This is a genomic window from Bradyrhizobium sp. LHD-71 (assembly GCF_031157255.1).
Lineage (GTDB): Bacteria > Pseudomonadota > Alphaproteobacteria > Rhizobiales > Xanthobacteraceae > P52-10.
The window spans coordinates 121052-139749 of record NZ_JAVIFX010000018.1 but is presented as its reverse complement, the minus strand read 5'-3'; the positions used below and the strand labels follow the sequence as shown (position 1 = coordinate 139749).

Below are 18698 nucleotides of genomic sequence, written 5' to 3'. Positions count from 1 at the left end.
ATAAAGTTGCTAGTGCTCCTGATGTTTCCGAAGTTCGCATGAGAGTGTGCCGCAAAGTGATGCGAACTTCGGAAACGGAGCACTAGCCCGATGACGGTCGAGCAGAGAAAACCACCGCGGAATCTTAATCTGCGCCTCCGGCGTGCGCTTGGCGGGCGCGCCGGCTGGGGCGGCTTCGTCGCGCAACTCGCGTTCGTCGCCTTCCTGGCCTGGCTGGGCTACGAGATCTACTCGAACGCCCAGGCCAACCTGCAGTCGCAACGCATCGCGACCGGCTTCGGCTTCATGCAGAACACTGCCGGTTTCGCGGTCAGCCAGGCCCTGATCCCGTACCAGGAATCCGACAGCTACACGCGCGTGTTCGTCGTCGGCCTGCTCAATACGTTGCTGGTCTCGGTCATCGGCATCATCTTCGCAACCGTGCTCGGCTTTATCGTCGGTCTCGGACGGCTGTCGCCGAACTGGCTGATGTCGCGGCTCGCCGGCGGCTATGTCGAGCTTATTCGCAACCTGCCGCTGCTGTTTCAGATCCTGTTCTGGTACCTGGCAGTGCTGGCGACGCTGCCTGCACCTCGCCAGAGCGTGTCGCTGTTCGGCATGTTCTTCCTGAACAATCGCGGCGTGATCGTGCCAAAGCCGATCGGCGAAGCGGGATTCGAGCCATTCCTGTTTGCGCTCCTCACAGCCATTCTGGGGTCGATCGCGCTCGGCGTCGTCGCGCGCCGAAGGCTGTTTGCAACCGGGCAACGCCTCAAGGTCTGGCCGTTCGTGCTCGGCATGCTGTTCGGATTGCCGCTGGTGTCGGTGCTGATCTTCGGCAAGCCGGTGTCGTTCGAGATGCCGGTGCTGCGCGGCTTCAACTTTGCCAGCGGCTCGCGCCTCATTCCGGAGTTCGTCGCGCTCCTAATCGCGCTTTCGACCTACACGGCCGCGTTCATCGCCGAGATCGTGCGCGCGGGCGTGTTGTCCGTGCACAAGGGACAGATGGAGGCCGGTGCCTCGCTCGGTCTGTCGCGCGGCGCCGCGCTGCGCCTGATCGTGGTTCCGCAGGCGCTGCGCGTGATCCTGCCTCCGCTGACCAACCAGTATCTCAACCTGACGAAAAACTCATCGCTCGCTGTCGCCATCGGCTATCCGGATCTCGTCTCGGTGTTTGCCGGCACGACGCTCAGCCAGACCGGGCAGGCGATCGAGATCATCGCCATCACCATGGGCGTCTACCTTCTGATCTCGCTGGTGACGAGCGCGATCATGAACTTCTATAATTGGCGGATCAGCCGGAGCCTCGCACGATGACGATCGCGGGCGGCTCGCTGGATCAGACACCGGCTTTCGTTCGCCGGGAGCTCGTCGCCGAACGGCCGGCTCCGGTGCCCACGACCGGGGCGTTGGCCTGGATCAGATGGCGGCTGCTCTCGTCCCCGACCAGCATTCTGCTGACGATCGTCAGTGCCCTGCTGCTCTGGTACACGCTGGCACCGGCGGTGAAGTTCCTGCTGATCGATGCGGTCTGGCAGGGCAACGATCGCGACGCCTGTCTGGCGGACAATGTCGGGCGCACTGTCGGCGCCTGCTGGCCGTTCGTCAGGGCCAAGCTGCAGCAGTTCATGTACGGCTTCTACCCGCAGAACCAGCTCTGGCGCGTCAACCTCGTGTTCCTGCTGGCGATCATGCTGCTGATCCCGCTTCTGATCCCGCGCATCCCCGGCAAGACGCTCAATGCCTGCCTGTTCTTTCTCGCTCTGCCTGTGGTCGCGTTCTTCCTGCTGTATGGCGGCGGCATCAAGGGCTTCGGCATCAGCTGGCTGGTGGACCTGCTCGAGGCTCTCTGTGCGAGCGTCGCCGAGGCGGGGCGACGGCTGCGGGTGACCGGCGGCGGCATCGGCTGGCCGGGCATCTCGCAACTTCTGGCGCTGCTCGGCCTCGCCATCGCCGGCATAGGCGAGGGGCTGCTGTTGCTGCTGACGCCGCTGACCTGGCTGCGCGAGACGCTGGCGCTGTCGACGCATCCGGTCTGGTACGACCTCGCGCTGACCGCGGGCGTCATATGCGCGCTGGTGTTCGGCCTGAGCCGCTCCCTCCGCGCGACGGCCGCATGCCTTGCGGTCTTCGCCGGCATCGCCGGGGTGATCGCTGCCCTCGGCCTGCAGCGCGGCGGTCTGCCGATCGTCGGCACGCGCGAATGGGGCGGCATGCTGGTGACGCTGGTGGTCTCGGTCACCGGCATCGTCGCTTCAATGCCGATCGGCATGGCACTGGCGCTCGGCCGGCGCTCGCAGTTTCCGTTGATCCGCGCCTTCTCGATCATCTTCATCGAATTCTGGCGCGGCGTGCCGCTGATCACCGTGCTGTTCTTTGCGACCTACATGCTGCCGCTGTTCATGCCGCAAGGGTTCGGCATCGACGGCATGATGCGCGTGCTGGTCGGCGTGGCGCTGTTCTCAGGCGCCTACAACGCGGAGGTCATTCGCGGCGGGCTGGCCGCCGTTCCGCGCGGGCAGGGAGAGGCCGCGAACGCGCTCGGCCTGTCGTACTGGAAGACCACCGGTCTGATCGTGATGCCGCAGGCGCTGCGGCATGTCATTCCGGGGCTGGTGAACAGCTTCATCGCGCTGTTCAAGGACACGACCTTGGTGCAGATCGTGGCGATCTTCGACCTGCTCGGCCAATTGCGCGCGTCGTTCGCCGATCCGAACTGGGCGACGCCGTCGACGTTGTTCACCGGCTTTGCGTTCGCCGGCATCATCTATTTCGCGTTCTGCTTTGCGATGTCGCGCTATTCACTGTTCGTCGAAGGCCGGCTCAATGCGCATCGCCGCAGCTAGCCAGTGATCGCCTGAACGATCATGCTCAAGCAAGGGTGAGGGCCACATGACAGAGATGGTCAAGATTGCCGGTCTGAACAAATGGTTCGGCGAATTTCACGTTCTTCGCGACATCGATCTGACGGTCGGCAAGGGCGAACGCATCGTCATCTGCGGGCCGTCCGGCTCGGGGAAGTCCACCGCGATCCGCTGCATCAATGCGCTCGAGGAATTTCAGGAAGGCCAGGTCGTGGTGGACGGGATCGAACTCGGACCGAACCTCAAGCGGGTCGAGGAGGTCCGACGCGAAGTCGGCATGGTGTTCCAGAGCTTCAACCTGTTTCCGCACCTCACGGTTCTCGACAATTGCACGCTCGCGCCGATCTGGGTCCGGGGCATGTCGAAAAAGGACGCCGAAGCTGCGGCGATGAAGTATCTGGAGCGGGTCCGCATTCCCGAACAGGCAAGCAAGTTTCCGGGGCAGTTGTCCGGCGGCCAGCAGCAGCGTGTGGCGATCGCCCGCGCCCTCACCATGAATCCGAAAGTGATGCTGTTCGACGAGCCGACCTCCGCGCTCGATCCGGAGATGGTCAAGGAGGTGCTGGAGACCATGGTCGATCTCGCCGATGACGGCATGACCATGCTGGTCGTGACACACGAGATGGGATTTGCGCGGCAGGTCGCCGATCGCGTCGTGTTCATGGATGCCGGACAGATCATTGAGGCCAACCGGCCGCAGGAATTCTTCGCAAACCCGCAGCACGCGCGGACAAAGCTGTTCCTGAGCCAGATCCTGCGGCACTGATCGTTATTGCGAGGCGTAGCCGTTCGAAGAACGGCGTCGCTTCGCTCGCCTATCGCGACGAAGCAATCCAGCGCAGCGGTTGACGCGGACTCAGCGCTGGATTGCTTCGCTTCGCTCGCAATGACGACTACGCGGCCCTGCCGACGTATTTCTTGAGGTTCTCCCGGACCCGGGCGAGCGGTGCGGTGGACGGGTCGGGCAGGGGGAAGCGTGCCCCGGTGATCATTTCATACGCGTTCAGGTAGATCGCCGCCGCCTGCAGGATCACCTCCTGGGGAATCGGCGGGATCGGATCCTTGTAGGGATCGCATTGGCTGACCACCCAGCGGCGGACGAAATCCTTATCGAACGTATCGGGCGCTTCGCCCGCTTCGAATTTGGCAGCGTATGTGTCCTGCAGCCAGTAGCGGCTTGAATCGGGCGTGTGCACCTCATCAGCAAGAACGATGGCACCGCTTTCGTCGAAACCGAATTCGTATTTCGTATCGACAAGGATCAGTCCGCGCGTGGCCGCGATCGTGCGCCCCCGATCGAACAGCCGCAGCGCGACCTGTGACACCTGATCCCATTGCTGCCTGGTCAGCAGCTTGTTCGCGACCACCTCGTCGCCGCTCAGGGGCGCGTCGTGGCCGCCCTGATCGGCCTTGGTCGTCGGGGTCAGAATGGTACGGGGCAGCTTCTGGTTATCGCGCAGACCGTCCGGGAACGCATGGCCATACAGGTTGCGGTCACCTCGCTTGTACATCTGCAAAATCGATGTCGAAGTCGTGCCGGCGAGGTAGTCGCGCACGACGATCTCGACCGGCATCATCCGCAGGCGACGACTGACGAGGACGTTCGGATCCGGATAATCGATCACGTGGTTCGGGCAGATGTCGCGCGTCTCATTGAACCAGTAGCGGGCGACGCCGGTCAGTACCTGTCCTTTCAGCGGGATCACGGCAAGATTGACGTCGAACGCACTGATCCGGTCTGAGGCGATCAGGATGCGCGTACCATCCGGCAGATCATAATTCTCGCGCACCTTGCCGCGGTAGTAATTCGGAAGCTCAACCAGATGGGCTTCGGGCAGCGTGTAACGGGCGAAAGGCTTGAGGTCCGCAGCTTCGATCATCTCACATTGCGATCCGGCGCGACCGCTCACTTCTTCTCGAATGGGATTTGGATGTTCGGGCGCTTCTCCAGCCATTCCGGCACCGGAAGGTTCTTCGAACGCATGAAATCCGGATTGTACAGCTTCGACTGGTAGCGGTTGCCGTTGTCGGCGAGCACCGTAACGATGGTCTTGCCGGGGCCGAGCTCCTTTGCAAGGCGGATGGCGCCGGCGATATTGATCGCCGTCGAGCCGCCCATGCACAGGCCTTCGTGCTCCAGGAGATCATAGATCAACGGGATCGCCTCCTCATCGGGAATGAGATAGGCGTGATCGACCTTCATGTCCTTGATGACCGCCGTGACGCGGCCGAGCCCGATCCCCTCAGAGATGGAGCTTCCGGAGGACGCCTTGGCTTCACCGGTGGTGAAGAGGCTGTACATCGCCGCGCCCCGCGGATCTGCAACGCCGACGACGATGTCCTTCTTCTTCTCGCGCAGGAAGGCGCTGGTGCCGGCGATGGTGCCACCGGTGCCGATCGAGCAGATGAAGCCATCGATCTTGCCGCCAGTCTGCTCCCAGATCTCCGGCCCCGTCGAGACGTAATGCGCCTTCGGGTTGTCGAGATTGTTCCACTGGTCGGCGAACAGCACGCCATTCGGCTCGGTCTTGCGCATCTGGTCGGCAAGCCGCCGCGCCACATGCTGATAGTTGTTCGGATCGCTATAGGGCAGCGCCGGCACCTCGACGAGCTCTGCGCCACACAGGCGCAGCATGTCCTTCTTCTCCTGGCTCTGCGTCTCCGGGATCACGATCACGGTGCGGTAGCCGCGTGCACTCGCCACCACCGCAAGGCCGATACCGGTGTTGCCGGCGGTCCCCTCGACCACAAGCCCGCCAGGCTTCAGGTCGCCGCGCTGTTCAGCCTCGAGGATCATCTGCTTGCCCGGACGATCCTTCACCGACTGACCGGGATTCATGAATTCGGCCTTGCCGTAGATCTCGCACCCGGTCATTTCGGAGGCGCGCTTGAGCTTGATCAATGGCGTGTTGCCGATGGCTGCGACGACGTCTTTGAGGATGGTCATGGGAGGCACTTGCGGCTGTCTTTCGCTTTGAACCGGCGAACCTAGTGGACGCCCGCTCCAGGCACAAGTGCGCCCGGAACTTAAGGCGCCTTGGCGAAAATCACCTGGCGGACGTCGATGTTGCCGGACAGGAATCCCGCCTCGCAATAGGCGAGGTAGTACTCCCACAACCGACGGAAACGCTCGTCGAAGCCGAGCGGTTTCAGGTTTGGCCAAGCTTGACGAAAATTGTTGCGCCAAGTGGCCAGCGTCCTGGCATAATCTTGTCCGAAGATCCTTTCCTTGATCACCGGAATACCGAACCGCTCACCCAGCGACTGCAGGATCGCGGGCGAGGGCAGCATGCCGCCGGGGAACACGTAGCGCTGGATGAAATCGACCTCGCGGCGATACTTCTGGAACATGCTGTCGCGAATCGTGATCGCTTGAATGCCGGCGAGCCCGCCCGGCAACAGCCGGTCGCGCAGCTGTGAAAAGTAGTTCGGCCAGAATTGCTCGCCGACGGCCTCGATCATTTCGATCGATGCGATGCGATCGTACTGATCGCGCTCATCGCGATAATCCTGGAATCTGATTTCAACGCGATCACTCAAACCTGCGTCGAAGATGCGCTTGAGCGCGAAGTTGCGCTGCTCCTGCGAGATCGTCAGTCCGACGACCTTGACGCCATAGGTCTTGGCGGCGAACTCGGCGAAGCCACCCCAACCGCAGCCAATCTCCAGCACCTTCTGGTCCGGCTGCAAATTGATGGCTTCGGCAAGTCGGCGATACTTGTTTTCCTGCGCGGCTGTCAGATCGTTCGCCCCCTCCTCGAACAGGGCGGAGGAGTACGTCATCGTGGAATCGAGCCACGACTTGTAAAATGCGTTGCCGATGTCGTAGTGCGCCAGGATGTTCCGCTTCGCCTGTGCCCGCGTGTTGCGCTTGAGCCAGTGCTGGATCGATTGCACGAAGCGCGCCGCGGTCTTTTGCTCGAACAGCGGCGAAATCAGGTCGTGATTGACGCAGAAGATGTAGAGAAATTGCGTGAGATCGGGCGTGTCCCATTCGCCACGCAGATAGGCCTCGGCAATGCCGATGTCGCCGCTCTTTATGAGGCGCCAGGCGAAACCGTAGTCATTGATCGTCATGGCCGCGGCGGGCCCGGGTTCGGCTCCGCCACACCTGACCTGACGTCCATCCGGCAGTGTGACGTCGAGGGTGCCCCGGCGTATTCGCGCGGCATAGTAGAAGGCGATCCGCACAAGGCGGGGCAAGCCGTCGAGCGCTGTGGCGACATTGCCGGGCTCGAGCCGAATCAATCCTTTCATCGTTCCCAACCCATCACTTCGGACCGGCGCTCGATCCCGAACCTTGCGCCGTCCGGACCAGCGCCATCTTGCGACGTTCATTCAAGTTTTGCGCCTTTGTTCCACCGGCGCAAGACTTGCCAATGGATGACATCCATAATTTTGAATGCGGCAAGCGTCCGCGGGCGGGGCTGCGTGGCGCCCGGTCCTGACAAGCGGGATGAACCGCGACGTGAGCGGCACGACAGGCTTGCCACCGGCAGCTTCATGACGTCGAAGGCGCGTCCGCGTTCTGCCGCAATCGAAGCCGAATCACCGGCCCGGTTCGAACATGAAATCTTCTTAAGTATCGCCTACCGCTCCGAGCATCTATGAATTGCAGCGACGGCGGGAACGCCGCTGCACCTGATTTCGGGCTGTTTTTTACGGGTTGGCGGCATTGGGCAGACGGATTCGACGGCCATGACTATTGGGGAGCGAGCCCGCCCGCTAGGATGGATGCATATCTGCCGCATTCAACGTCCGTGAGCCTGTCCTTGTCGTCGCCCCGCCACCGTTTCCATCGCCTTCGGGCGGCCAGGGCGCCAGCGCCCGCCGTCTGCGCGCTCGCGATTCCTCTTCTGCTGGGCGGCTGCATTCTGACGACTGACCTGCCCGACCCGGCGCTGACGATCCCTGGCCGTTATCAGTCGGCTGGCGCCAAAGCGCAGGCCGCTCCGCCAGCGCTGGACTGGTGGCGCGGGTTTCGTTCTGCAGAATTGACGAGGCTGATGGAGGAGGCGCAAGTCATCAACCTCGATATCGCGGCCGCAACTGCCCGGTTTCGTCAAGCGGATGCGCTCGCACGCCAGGCGGGCGCGCCGTTGTTTCCATCGATCTTTGCCGACGCGTCGGCCGCGCAGTCGCGATCCTCAGGCGCGAGTTCGTCGGCCTCGACGTCGGGCGGGCGCACGTTCAACCAATTCTCGGTCTCGCTCAGCGCCAGCTACGAGATCGATTTCTGGGGCAAGAACCGCGCCGCGGCATTGGCCGCGGACGAGGCGGCGATCGCCAGTCGTTTCGATCGTGACGTTGTCGCGCTGGTAACGCTTGCCGGCGTCGCCAATGCCTATTTTCAGGTGCTCGCCAGCCAGGACCGCATCCGCATCGCCAACAACAATATCGCCAGCGCGCAGCGCATCTACGATGCGTTCAAAGAGCGGCTCAAAGTCGGCACCGCGACCGATCTCGATGTGGCCCAGCAGGAAAGCACACTTGAAAACCAGCGCGCCGCGCTGCCGCTGTTGCGGCTGACGCTCGCAGAGAGCACCAACGCGCTGGCCGTGCTTCTGGCCCGCCCGCCGGAGGCGCTCCGTGTCAAAGGCGGAAGCTTGCGACAGATGGCCTTGCCGCGCGTGACTCCGGGTATTCCGTCGGAGCTTTTGACCCAGCGGCCGGACATTCGTCGCGCCGAAGCGCAGCTCGCGTCCGCCACCGCGAATGTCGGTAATGCCCGCGCCCAGTTCTTTCCCAGCATTCAGTTAACGGGGCAGGGGGGCTATCAGAGTGCGGCGCTGTCCGCTCTGTTCAGCCCGCAGGCGGCGTTCTACAACGTGGCCGCGGGACTGACGCAGCCAATTTTCGACGGATTCCGAATCCAGAGCAATTTCGAGCTGCAGAAAGCGCGCCAGGACGAACTGCTCCAGACTTATCGCCAGACCGTCGTTTCTTCGTTTGCCGACGTGAACGATGCCTTGGTGGCGATCCGGCAGTCGAACGAGCGGCTGCGGGCACTGAACCAGGTTGTGGCAAGTTCCCGGAGGGCATTTGAGCTGGCGGAACAAAGGCTTGCGGCCGGCACTGCGGATACGACAACTGTGCTAAATGTCCAACTGACACTGTTTCAGGCCGAGGATTCGCTGGCGCTGGCCCGTCTGGCCCGCTTGCAGGCGATCGTGGCCCTTTATCAGGCGCTGGGGGGCGGCTGGGCTTTGACGGCGAAAGGACCGTTGGATGCTATTTAAGCCGCAGGCAGATCATTCCCCAGAACAGGCGGAAGACGCGGCCCCGCAAGTGGCCGGCCGCCGTAAGCGCGGCGGCATCGTCTCGACAACGCTCGTGCTGATCATTCTTGCGGGGCTCGGCTATGTTGTCTGGACGTCGTTCAATCGGCCGCCGAGCCAGAACGCCATGCCGCGCAACCTGCCCGTGCCGGTGCTTGCGGCGACGCCTCAGACCAAGGACGTCCCGGTTTACCTCGAGGGCGTCGGCACAATTCGTGCGCTGAACACGGTGACGGTCCGTGCGCAGGTCGAGGGCAAGCTGATCTCCGTCAAGTTCAAGGAAGGGCAGGACGTCGAGCGCGGCGACGTGCTCGCCGAAATCGATCCGGCGATCTATCGCGCGCAGCTTGACCAGGCACTGGCGAAGAAGGCGCAGGACGAGGCGACGCTCGCGAATGCGAAGCTCGACCTCGTTCGGTACCAGCAACTTGCGCTAACCAACGCCGGCTCCAGGCAGCAGGCTGACACGCAACGGGCCATGGTCGCACAGCTCGAGGCGCTTGTCCGCTCGGACCAGGCCGCAATCGACAATGCCCAAACGATGCTCGACTATACGAAGATCGTGGCGCCGATCTCCGGCCGAACCGGCCTGCGGCTGGTCGACCAAGGCAACATCATCAAGCCGGGCGACACCAACGGGCTTGTCATCATTACCCAGGTGAAGCCGATCGCTGCGCAGTTCAGCCTGCCCCAGCAGCAGCTTCCCCTCGTAAACGCCGCGTTCGAGAAGGCGCCCCTGCAGGTCGACGTCTTCGGCAATGACGGCCGTACCGTGGTCGAGACTGGAACCCTGGAAGGGATCGACAATCAGGTCGATCAGACGACCGGCACCGTGCGTTTGAAGGCGCAGTTTCCGAACGCCAGGCTCAGCCTGTGGCCCGGCCAGTTCGTCAACGTCCGCGTCAAGGTCGATACGCTGTCGCAAGCGATCGTCGTGCCGACATCGAGCGTGCAGCGCGGTCCGGCTGGCACCTATGCATTCGTGATCGGCCCAGGCGATGCGGTTACGGCAAAACCGATCACGGTCGTACAGCAGACTGACACCGAAGCCGTGATCGGCAGCGGACTTTCGACCAGCGATCGGGTGGTCACGACCGGTTTCGCCAACCTCGCTGAAGGCTCGCAGGTGGTCGTCGGGACCGATGATGCTGCTCCCACCCCGGACCTCGCGCCCCGGCTGCGGAAAGGTCAGGGCCCGAAGGGACCCAGCGGTGGCCAGAAAGGTCCGAGCGGCGCTCAGAAAGGGCCTGGCGCGAACCAAGGGGCACAATCACCACCGGCTCCGCCGGTCGCCGGCGGCGCTCCGTCGAAATAGGTCCGCAAAAGACGAAAGATGCGATGAGCGTCTCAGAACCATTCATCCGGCGGCCGATTGCAACATCGCTGCTCGGCTTGGCATTGATGATCGGCGGTGCCCTGGGCTACTGGGCGCTGCCGATCTCGGCGCTGCCGCAGGTCGATTTCCCGACGGTGCAGGTGACAACGCGGCTGCCGGGCGCGAGCCCTGACGTCACGGCCTCGCTGATCACGGCGCCGCTGGAGCGGCAGCTTGGCCAGATCCCTGCGCTGTCGCTGATGACGTCGACCAGTTCCTATGGCCTGAGCCAGATCTCGCTCCAGTTCGATCTCAACCGTGACATCGACGGCGCGACGCAGGACGTGCAGGCGGCGATCAACGCGGCTGCGGGCATCCTGCCGCGCACGCTGCCTTATCCGCCCACCTACGCCAAGGTGAATCCCGCCGATGCGCCGGTCATGACACTGGCGCTCACGTCGGAAACGACATCGATCCGCGCCATGAGCGACATCGCCGATACGCTCATGGCGCAACGGCTGAGCCAGATCACCGGCGTCGGCCGCGTCACCATTCAGGGGAGCCTGAAGCCTGCAGTTCGCGTCCAGGCCGACCTTGCGCGGCTGGCGGCTTATGGCATTTCCATGGAGGATCTGCGAACGGCGATCGCTGGCGCCAACGTCTCGGGCCCGAAAGGGTCGCTCGACGGTGCCCAACAGGCCTACAGCATCACCGCCAATGACCAGATCACGTCGGCCGAGGCGTACAAGCCGATCATCGTCGCCTATCGCAACGGCGCGCCGATCAAGATCGGCGACATTGCGCAGATCGTCGACGGGCTGGAGAACGACAAGACGGCGGCCACCTACCAGGGCACGCCTGCGGTCGTGCTCGATATCCAGCGTCAGCCGGGCGCCAACGTCATTGACGTCGTGCAGCAGATCAAGGAGGAGATCCCGAAGCTGCAACGCGCGTTGCCGGCGGCTGTAAAGATCACAATCGTCTCCGATCGCACCGATACGATCCGCGCCTCCGTGCGCGACGTGCAGTTCACGCTCGTCCTGAGCGTCGTGCTGGTCGTTCTTGTGGTCCTGTTGTTCCTACGCTCCGTGCGCGCGACGATCATTGCCGGCGTTGCCCTGCCGCTGTCGCTGGTCACCAGCTTCGGGGTGATGTGGTTTGCCGGCTTCAGCCTCGACAATCTCTCGTTGATGGCGCTGACCATCGGCACCGGATTCGTCGTCGACGACGCCATCGTCATGATCGAGAACATCGTCCGTCACATGGAAAGGGGCGAGAGCGCGATGGAGGCGGCGTTGAAGGGCGCGCGCGAGATCGGCTTCACGGTCATTTCGCTGACGCTGTCGCTGATCGCGGTGTTCATTCCGCTCCTGTTCATGACCGGCCTCGTTGGCCGGATGTTCCGCGAATTCGCACTCACGCTGACGATCGCCGTCATTACCTCCGCCGTCGTCTCATTGACGCTGACGCCGATGATGTGCTCGCGCATTCTGCGCCACGGCGATCACGACCGGCCGCTGCGACTGCCTGGCGTGGCCAGCGTCATGCGCGGGATCGACTGGACGGTGGACGCCTATCACAGTTCGCTTCTGTGGGTGCTGGAGCGTCAGCGCGCCACGCTATGGGTGACCTTCGCGACCATTGTCGCGACAGTGGCCCTCTATGTCGTCGCTCCCAAGGGCTTTCTGCCGCTGCAGGATTCCGGATCGATCATCGCGGTTACCGAGGCCGGACCAGACGTCTCCTTCGTCGAGATGCAGGCGCGACAGCAGACGATCGCTGACGCGCTCAAGCAGGACGGCGATGTCGAAGGTGTGGTGTCTGTCGTCGGCACGGGTCCTATCAATCCGACGCCGAATACGGGGCGCATCGTCATAACCCTGAAGCCGCGCGACCAGCGCAGCGATCCGATCGACGACGTGGTTGCACGCTTGAAGGAACGCGTTGCACCCGTGCCCGGCATGCGGATCTACTTCCAGCCGGTTCAGGACATCCAGATTTCGACGCGTTTCAGCCGCTCGCAATACCAATACACGCTGACCAGCGCCAGCCGGACCGAACTTGTCGAATGGTCCGACAAGCTGATCGGCGAGTTGCAGCGAGACCCTCTCTTCCGCGATGTCTCATCGGAGAACCAGGAGGGCGGACTGCGCGCAGCGATCAGCGTCAACCGCGAGCGGGCAGGGCAGCTCGGCGTGTCGGTGCAGGCTGTAAACGACACGCTGAACGACGCGTTCGGCCAGCGTCAGATCTCCACGATCTACGGCCAGGCGAACCAATACCGGGTCGTGCTGGAGGCGCTGCCGGAATACCAGCGCGACCCATCGGTGCTGTCAAAGCTCTATGTGCCGGGTGCGGACGGGGCCCAGGTGCCGATAGCGACGGTCGCGACGCTGGACCGCACCACGGCGCCGCTGGCGATCTCCAATCAGTCGCAGTTTCCGGCCGTGACGCTGAGCTTCAATCTGGCACCGGACGCCTCGCTTGGGCAGGCGGTTGACGCGGTGGAGCGCGCGGAGAAGCGCATCGGCATGCCCGGTTCGATCGTCGGGCTCTATTCGGGCGACGCGGCCGAATTCGCCCGCTCACTGAGCGGTCAGCCGTGGCTCATCCTGGCGGCGATCATCACGATCTACATCGTGCTCGGCGTGCTTTACGAAAGCTATATCCATCCGATCACCATTCTCTCGACACTGCCGTCGGCGGGCGTCGGCGCCATCCTCGCGCTGATGCTGTTCGGGCAGGACCTGTCGGTGATCGGTCTGATCGGCATCATCCTCTTGATGGGTATTGTCAAGAAGAACGCGATCATGATGATCGACTTCGCGCTTGAGGCGGAGCGCCACGAGGGCATGACCGCGGACGAAGCGATCGTTCAGGCCGCGGTGTTGCGCTTCCGCCCGATCATGATGACGACGATGGCCGCACTGTTCGGCGCGCTGCCCCTCGCGATCGAGAGCGGTACCGGTTCGGAATTGCGTTTCCCGCTCGGCATTTCGATCATCGGCGGTCTGCTGCTGAGCCAGTTGCTGACACTGTACACCACGCCCGTCATCTATCTCGCACTGGACCGCTTCAACCGCCGGCTCGAGCCGAAGGTATCGCCGCTAATCTCTTCGAAGCCCACACCGCAGCCTGGTGGCAGTGAGAGCGCGCCATGAGGTCGTTCTCCGAACCGTTCATTCTCAGACCGGTTGGAACGATCCTGCTTGCGATCGGCCTGTTCCTGACCGGGATTGTCGCCTATCTGTCGCTCCCCGTTGCGAGTGTGCCCAACATCGATTTTCCGGTGATCCGCGTGTTCGCCTCGCGCCCGGGGGCCGATCCAAAGGTGATGGCGGCCACCGTCGCGGCGCCGCTGGAGCGCAGGCTCGGCGAAATTTCCGGCGTCGAGCAGATGACCTCGACGAGCACGCTCGGCAATACGTCGATCATGCTGCAATTCTCGCTCGGCCGGGACATTGATCGTGCGGCACGTGACGTGCAGGCCGCAATCAACGCGTCGATCGCCGACCTGCCGAGCGACCTGCCGTCGCTGCCCCGGTTCCGCAAGGCCAATCCCGCCGCATCGCCCATCCTGGTCGTCGCGTTGACGTCGAAAACATTGCCGCCAAGCGCACTCTACGACGTGGCGGACACGGTGCTGATCCAGCGCATTTCACAAATTCCGGGCGTCGGCGAGGTGACCGTCAGCGGCGCGGAACAACCGGCGGTGCGCGTGCGGCTCAACCCGGGCGCGTTGGCGAGCGCGGGCATTTCAACCGAAACGGTCCGCTCCGCAATCGTCAACGCAAACTCGCTTTCACCTGTCGGGGCGTTCGAGGGGGGCAGGCAAAGCGAGACGCTGTCGACCAACCGGCAAATGCGGACCGCTCAGGAGTTCCGCGATATCGTCATCAAGAATTCGAATGGGAACGTCGTCCGATTATCCGATATCGCCGAAGTCGACGACGGCGTGCGTAACAGCCGCTCGGCCGCCTGGTTCAACAAGGAGCCATCGGTTCTGCTGACCATCACCAAGCAGAATGACGCCAACGTGATCGACACAGTCGATCGCGTGAACGCGCTGCTGCCAGAGATGAAGCAATGGATCCCTGCCGGCGTCGATTTCACGATCTTCTCCGACCGCACCGGCACCATCCGCGCCAATGTGCTCGACATGCAGTTCACGCTGTTCGCGGCGGCTATGCTTGTCATGATGGTGGTGTTCATCTTCGTGCGGCGGCTGACGCCTACAATTGCCGCCGGCATTTCCGTGCCGCTGGCGCTTGCAGGCACGTTTGCAGGCATGTGGCTCGCCGGATTTTCGATCAACAACCTGTCGCTGATGGCACTCGTGATCTCGGTCGGATTCGTGGTCGACGACGCCATCGTCATGATCGAGAACATGTACCGCAATCTCGAGGAGGGGATGCCGCCCTTTGAGGCGGCGCGGGAGGGGGCGAGGCAGATCGGCTTCACCGTGCTTGCCATCAGCCTGTCGTTGATCGCAGCCTTCGCGCCGCTGATGTTGATGGAGGGCGTCGTTGGACGTCTGCTCCGCGAATTCTCGGTCACGCTCGCTTTCGCCATCATCGTTTCCACTGTCGTGTCGCTCACGGTCACTCCGATGATCTGCGCCCATCACATCAGGCAGGGCCTGTCGGACCATGCAACCTGGTTCGACCGTGTTGTCGAGGGAGCGCTGGGGCCGACTGTGGATGCCTACGGACGCTCGCTCCGCGCGGTGCTGCGATTTCCCATGCTCACCATGCTCGTGTTCGCGGCGACGATCGCCGCGACCGTGACGCTCTATGTGAAAGTCCAGAAGGGTTACTTTCCCTCCGATGACTCGGGTCTGATCATCGGCGGCACGCGCGCCTCACCGGACGTCTCCTTCAGCAGCATGCTGGCGCTGCAGCAACGAGTGGCGGACATCGTCCTCAGTGATCCGGCGGTTGCCGCACTCGGCTCGTCAATCGGCAGCAGCGGTGCCTGGGGCGTGGGCCAAAATCGCGGGCAAATGTTCATCTCGCTCAAGCCGCTTGCCGAGCGTGACGGCCACGTCTCGACCCAGCAGGTGATCGATCGGCTGCGCCGAAAACTGTTTCCGGTGCCCGGCATGCGCCTGTTCATGTTCGCGGCGCAGGACGTGCGCACTGGCGGCCGGCAAAGCGATTCCGACTACCAGTTTTCGCTGATCAGCCCCGATCTCGAGCTGCTCGAGAAATGGGGGCCGATTGTGCAGAAGCGGTTGGAATCAGTCGAAGGCATCACCGACGTATCAAGCACGCGCGAAACCGGAGGCCTGCAGCTATCGCTGAAGATCGACCGTCAGGCCGCGTCGAGCCTCGGTGTCCGCATGCAGGATATCGACAATGCCCTCTATAACGCGTTCGCGCAGCGGCAGATCTCAACCATCTACACGCAGCGCAACCAGTACCGCGTGGTGATCGAGGTCGATCCCGAGTTGCAACGCGACCCATCGAACCTCGCGCGCATCTACGTTAACGGTGCGGACGGCGCGCAAGTGCCGCTTTCGGCGGTGGTACGCTACGAGCGCGATCTGTCGCCGCTCGCCGTCTACCATCAGGGACAATTTCCGACGGTGACGATCTCGTTCGCGACGGAGGAGGGCGTTGCACTGCAGACGGCGACGCAGAGCATCCAGCAGGCGGTTGCCGAGTTGCACATGCCGGAAGGCATCCGGGCCGGATTCGAAGGCAGCGCCAGAGACTTCGGTTCGGCTTCAGCCCGGCAGCCGCTCTTGATCCTCGGCGCGCTGGTCGCCGTCTACATCGTGCTGGGCATCCTGTATGAAAGCCTGCTGCACCCGCTGACCATCATCTCGACACTTCCATCGGCCGGCCTCGGCGCACTGCTGGCCCTGCAGCTGACGAACACGCCGCTAACGGTGATCGCCTTTATCGGCATCATTCTCCTGATCGGCATCGTCAAGAAGAACGGCATCATGATTGTCGATTTCGCGCTCGAGAGAGAGCGCAAGCATGGGCTCGATCCGGCGAGCGCGATCTTCGAGGCAAGCATCGTGCGCTTCCGACCGATCCTCATGACGACGCTCGCGGCGCTGCTTGCCGCCGTGCCGCTTGTGGTTGCAATCGGGCCGGGCACCGAGCTGCGGCGGCCGCTTGGGATCACGATCATCGGCGGACTGATCGTGTCGCAGATCCTGACCCTTTACACCACGCCAGTCATCTATCTGTTGATGGACCGCTTGAAGCGCCGCCGCGAGGGAATAGCGATCGGGCGCCCGGTACCTGCCGAGTAGTGTCAGCGCAACAGCGTGGAACCTTCGGGTTCTGTTGGCGTTTCTGCTGTCATGAACGACCGGTCGAAGCAGCAGCCCGTCACCGAGAGCGGCGAAAGACTTCCCGATCCTCCTCCACAAACGACCGAGCCGGCTGACGAGGACGAACAGGAAGGCCTGGAGCAGGCGCGACGCCGTTACCTGCTCGGACGATTTTGGCTGAGCGCCAAAGGCTTCTGGGGCAAGAACGGAAGCCGTCTCGCGTGGCCACTCACCATCGGTCTGTTCGCGCTGATACTCATCAACCTCGGCATCCAGTACGGCATCAATGTCTGGAATCGACGCATCTTCGACGCGCTCGAGATAAAGGACCAGGCAACGGTCTTCCATCTGATAGCGCTCTTCATTCCACTTGCGGCGGGCGGCGTTATCCTTGGCGTGGTTCAGGTCTATGCGCGGATGAACATCCAGCGCCGCTGGCGCGCCTGGCTCAACGCAGCGGTGATCGATCGCTGGCTGGCAAGCGGGCGCTACTACCAACTCAATCTCGTCAGTGGCGATCACACGAATCCGGAATTCCGGATTGCCGACGACCTGCGGGTCGCAACGGAAGCACCGGTGGATTTTGCTGCCGGCGTCACCTCCGCGTCCCTGTCAGCCGTAACATTTATCGTCGTGCTGTGGACGATCGGCGGCGCGCTGACACTGGACATCGGCGGCAGCGTGATCACGATACCCGGCTTTCTGGTGATCGCTGCCGTCGTCTACGCGGCCGTAGCCAGCACATCGATGCTTTGGATTGGCAGGAATTTCGTTGTCGTGTCCGAAGGCAAGAATCAGGCGGAGGCCGAGTATCGTTACGCGCTCACCCGTATTCGGGAGAACGGTGAAAGTATCGCACTGCTCGGCGGCGAGGAGGAAGAGCGCGCCGGCGTCGATCGTTCGTTCGGCAACGTATTGCGCGAGTGGGTGCGCATCTGCGGACAGCATATGCGCACGACCATCGTCTCCCAGGGATCGAACATGATCGCACCTGTGGTTCCGATCCTGCTTGCCGCGCCGAAATATCTCGACGGATCAATGACGCTTGGACAGGTGATGCAGGCGGCGTCCGCTTTCACTATCGTGCAGAGCGCGTTCGGGTGGCTGGTCGACAACTATCCGCGCCTCGCCGAGTGGACCGCTGGTGCGCGCCGCATCGCCTCACTCATGGTCTCCCTCGATGCGCTGGAACGGGCGGAGGCCGGCGAAGGCACCGGCCGCATCGATCGCGGCGAAACCCGTTATGCGCTCAGGCTCAACGACCTCTCGGTGACGCTCGATGACGGCACGGCCGTGGTCAACGAGGCCGAGGTCGCGATCGAGCCCGGCGAGCGTGTGCTGGTCGCCGGCGAGTCCGGTACAGGCAAGAGCACGCTGGTACGTGCGATAGCCGGCCTCTGGCCGTGGGGCGAGGGCAGCATCGAATTTCAAAAGAATGGCGGTGTGTTCATGCTGCCGCAGAAACCTTACATTCCTGCCGGCACGTTGCGCCGTGCGATCACTTATCCGGCGCCGGCCGAAGACTGGAGCGCAGAACAGATCGGCAGCGCGCTCGACAAGGTCGGGTTGGCCCACTTGAAGGAAAAGATCGAGGAGGAGGGGCCGTGGGATCAGACCCTGTCCGGCGGTGAGAAGCAGCGGCTAGCTTTCGCCCGCATCCTGCTGCACAAGCCTGATATCGTCGTGCTCGACGAAGCAACCTCGGCACTTGATCCGCCCGGTCAGGACGCGATCATGCAGCTTCTTAACGACGAACTGCATGAGGCGACCGTTATCAGCGTCGCCCATCGGCCGGAGCTTGAAGCGTTCCACAGCCGCAAGATCATTCTCGAACGACGCAAGGGCGGCGCGCGACTGGTCAGCGACGTCGATCTGATCAAGCGTCCCGGCAGGAAACGGCTGATCAGTCGCTGGTTGCGACGCGCCAACAGGCGGCCGCGACAGGGGTCACTTGACCGAAAGTCAGCTTGACC

At 63.0% G+C, this 18698-nt stretch carries 11 protein-coding genes; 8 read left to right on the top strand and 3 right to left on the bottom strand.

Going from position 1 to position 18698, the window contains the following annotated elements:
* Positions 1–90: 90 nt before the first annotated feature.
* The 3 genes from RCO31_RS20540 to RCO31_RS20530 are packed head-to-tail and all read left to right on the top strand — an operon-like array spanning position 91 to position 3609.
* Positions 91–1296 carry an amino acid ABC transporter permease gene (locus tag RCO31_RS20540; protein ID WP_308970327.1) on the top strand — a complete coding sequence of 402 codons (1206 nt, stop codon included), beginning with the start codon at positions 91–93 and terminating at the stop codon, positions 1294–1296.
* Entirely contained in the window at positions 1293–2825 is a 1533-nt protein-coding gene (locus tag RCO31_RS20535) for an amino acid ABC transporter permease (protein ID WP_308970326.1), read from the top strand. Before RCO31_RS20540 ends, RCO31_RS20535 begins: the two co-directional genes overlap by 4 nt.
* Positions 2826–2871: 46 nt before the next feature.
* Positions 2872–3609 (top strand): amino acid ABC transporter ATP-binding protein, encoded by a 738-nt coding sequence (locus RCO31_RS20530; RefSeq protein ID WP_308970325.1) that lies wholly within the window; start codon positions 2872–2874, stop codon positions 3607–3609.
* Positions 3610–3736: 127 nt separating this feature from the next.
* Here RCO31_RS20530 and RCO31_RS20525 read toward each other — a convergent pair whose 3' ends face one another.
* The 3 genes from RCO31_RS20525 to RCO31_RS20515 all read right to left on the bottom strand — a co-directional run bounded on the left by RCO31_RS20525 (position 3737) and on the right by RCO31_RS20515 (position 7100).
* Positions 3737–4720, bottom strand: coding sequence for a phosphoribosylaminoimidazolesuccinocarboxamide synthase (locus RCO31_RS20525; RefSeq protein ID WP_308970347.1), 984 nt, complete (start codon positions 4718–4720; stop codon positions 3737–3739).
* Positions 4721–4749: 29 nt separating this feature from the next.
* Positions 4750–5790 (bottom strand): cysteine synthase A, encoded by a 1041-nt coding sequence (locus RCO31_RS20520; RefSeq protein ID WP_308970324.1) that lies wholly within the window; start codon positions 5788–5790, stop codon positions 4750–4752.
* Positions 5791–5870: 80 nt separating this feature from the next.
* Positions 5871–7100, bottom strand: a complete 1230-nt coding sequence (locus RCO31_RS20515; RefSeq protein WP_308970323.1) for a cyclopropane-fatty-acyl-phospholipid synthase family protein — start codon at positions 7098–7100, stop codon at positions 5871–5873.
* A gap of 473 nt (positions 7101–7573) precedes the next feature.
* Here RCO31_RS20515 and RCO31_RS20510 point away from each other — a divergent pair, with 473 nt between their 5' ends.
* From RCO31_RS20510 to RCO31_RS20490, 5 genes are read left to right on the top strand one after another with little or no spacing between them, the layout of a single operon-like run.
* Positions 7574–9082 (top strand): efflux transporter outer membrane subunit, encoded by a 1509-nt coding sequence (locus tag RCO31_RS20510; protein ID WP_308970322.1) that lies wholly within the window; start codon positions 7574–7576, stop codon positions 9080–9082.
* Complete coding sequence (locus RCO31_RS20505) at positions 9072–10436, top strand: efflux RND transporter periplasmic adaptor subunit (protein WP_308970321.1); 1365 nt, start codon at positions 9072–9074, stop codon at positions 10434–10436. The genes RCO31_RS20510 and RCO31_RS20505 overlap by 11 nt, the downstream gene beginning before the upstream one ends.
* A gap of 23 nt (positions 10437–10459) precedes the next feature.
* Positions 10460–13597: an efflux RND transporter permease subunit gene (locus RCO31_RS20500; RefSeq protein ID WP_308970320.1), complete on the top strand. Its 3138-nt coding sequence runs from the start codon at positions 10460–10462 to the stop codon at positions 13595–13597.
* On the top strand, positions 13594–16704 hold the full coding sequence (locus RCO31_RS20495; RefSeq protein ID WP_308970319.1) for an efflux RND transporter permease subunit: 3111 nt from the start codon (positions 13594–13596) through the stop codon (positions 16702–16704). The genes RCO31_RS20500 and RCO31_RS20495 overlap by 4 nt, the downstream gene beginning before the upstream one ends.
* 51 nt (positions 16705–16755) lie before the next feature.
* Positions 16756–18696, top strand: coding sequence for an ABC transporter ATP-binding protein/permease (locus RCO31_RS20490; RefSeq protein WP_308970318.1), 1941 nt, complete (start codon positions 16756–16758; stop codon positions 18694–18696).
* The last annotated feature ends 2 nt before the right edge of the window (positions 18697–18698 follow it).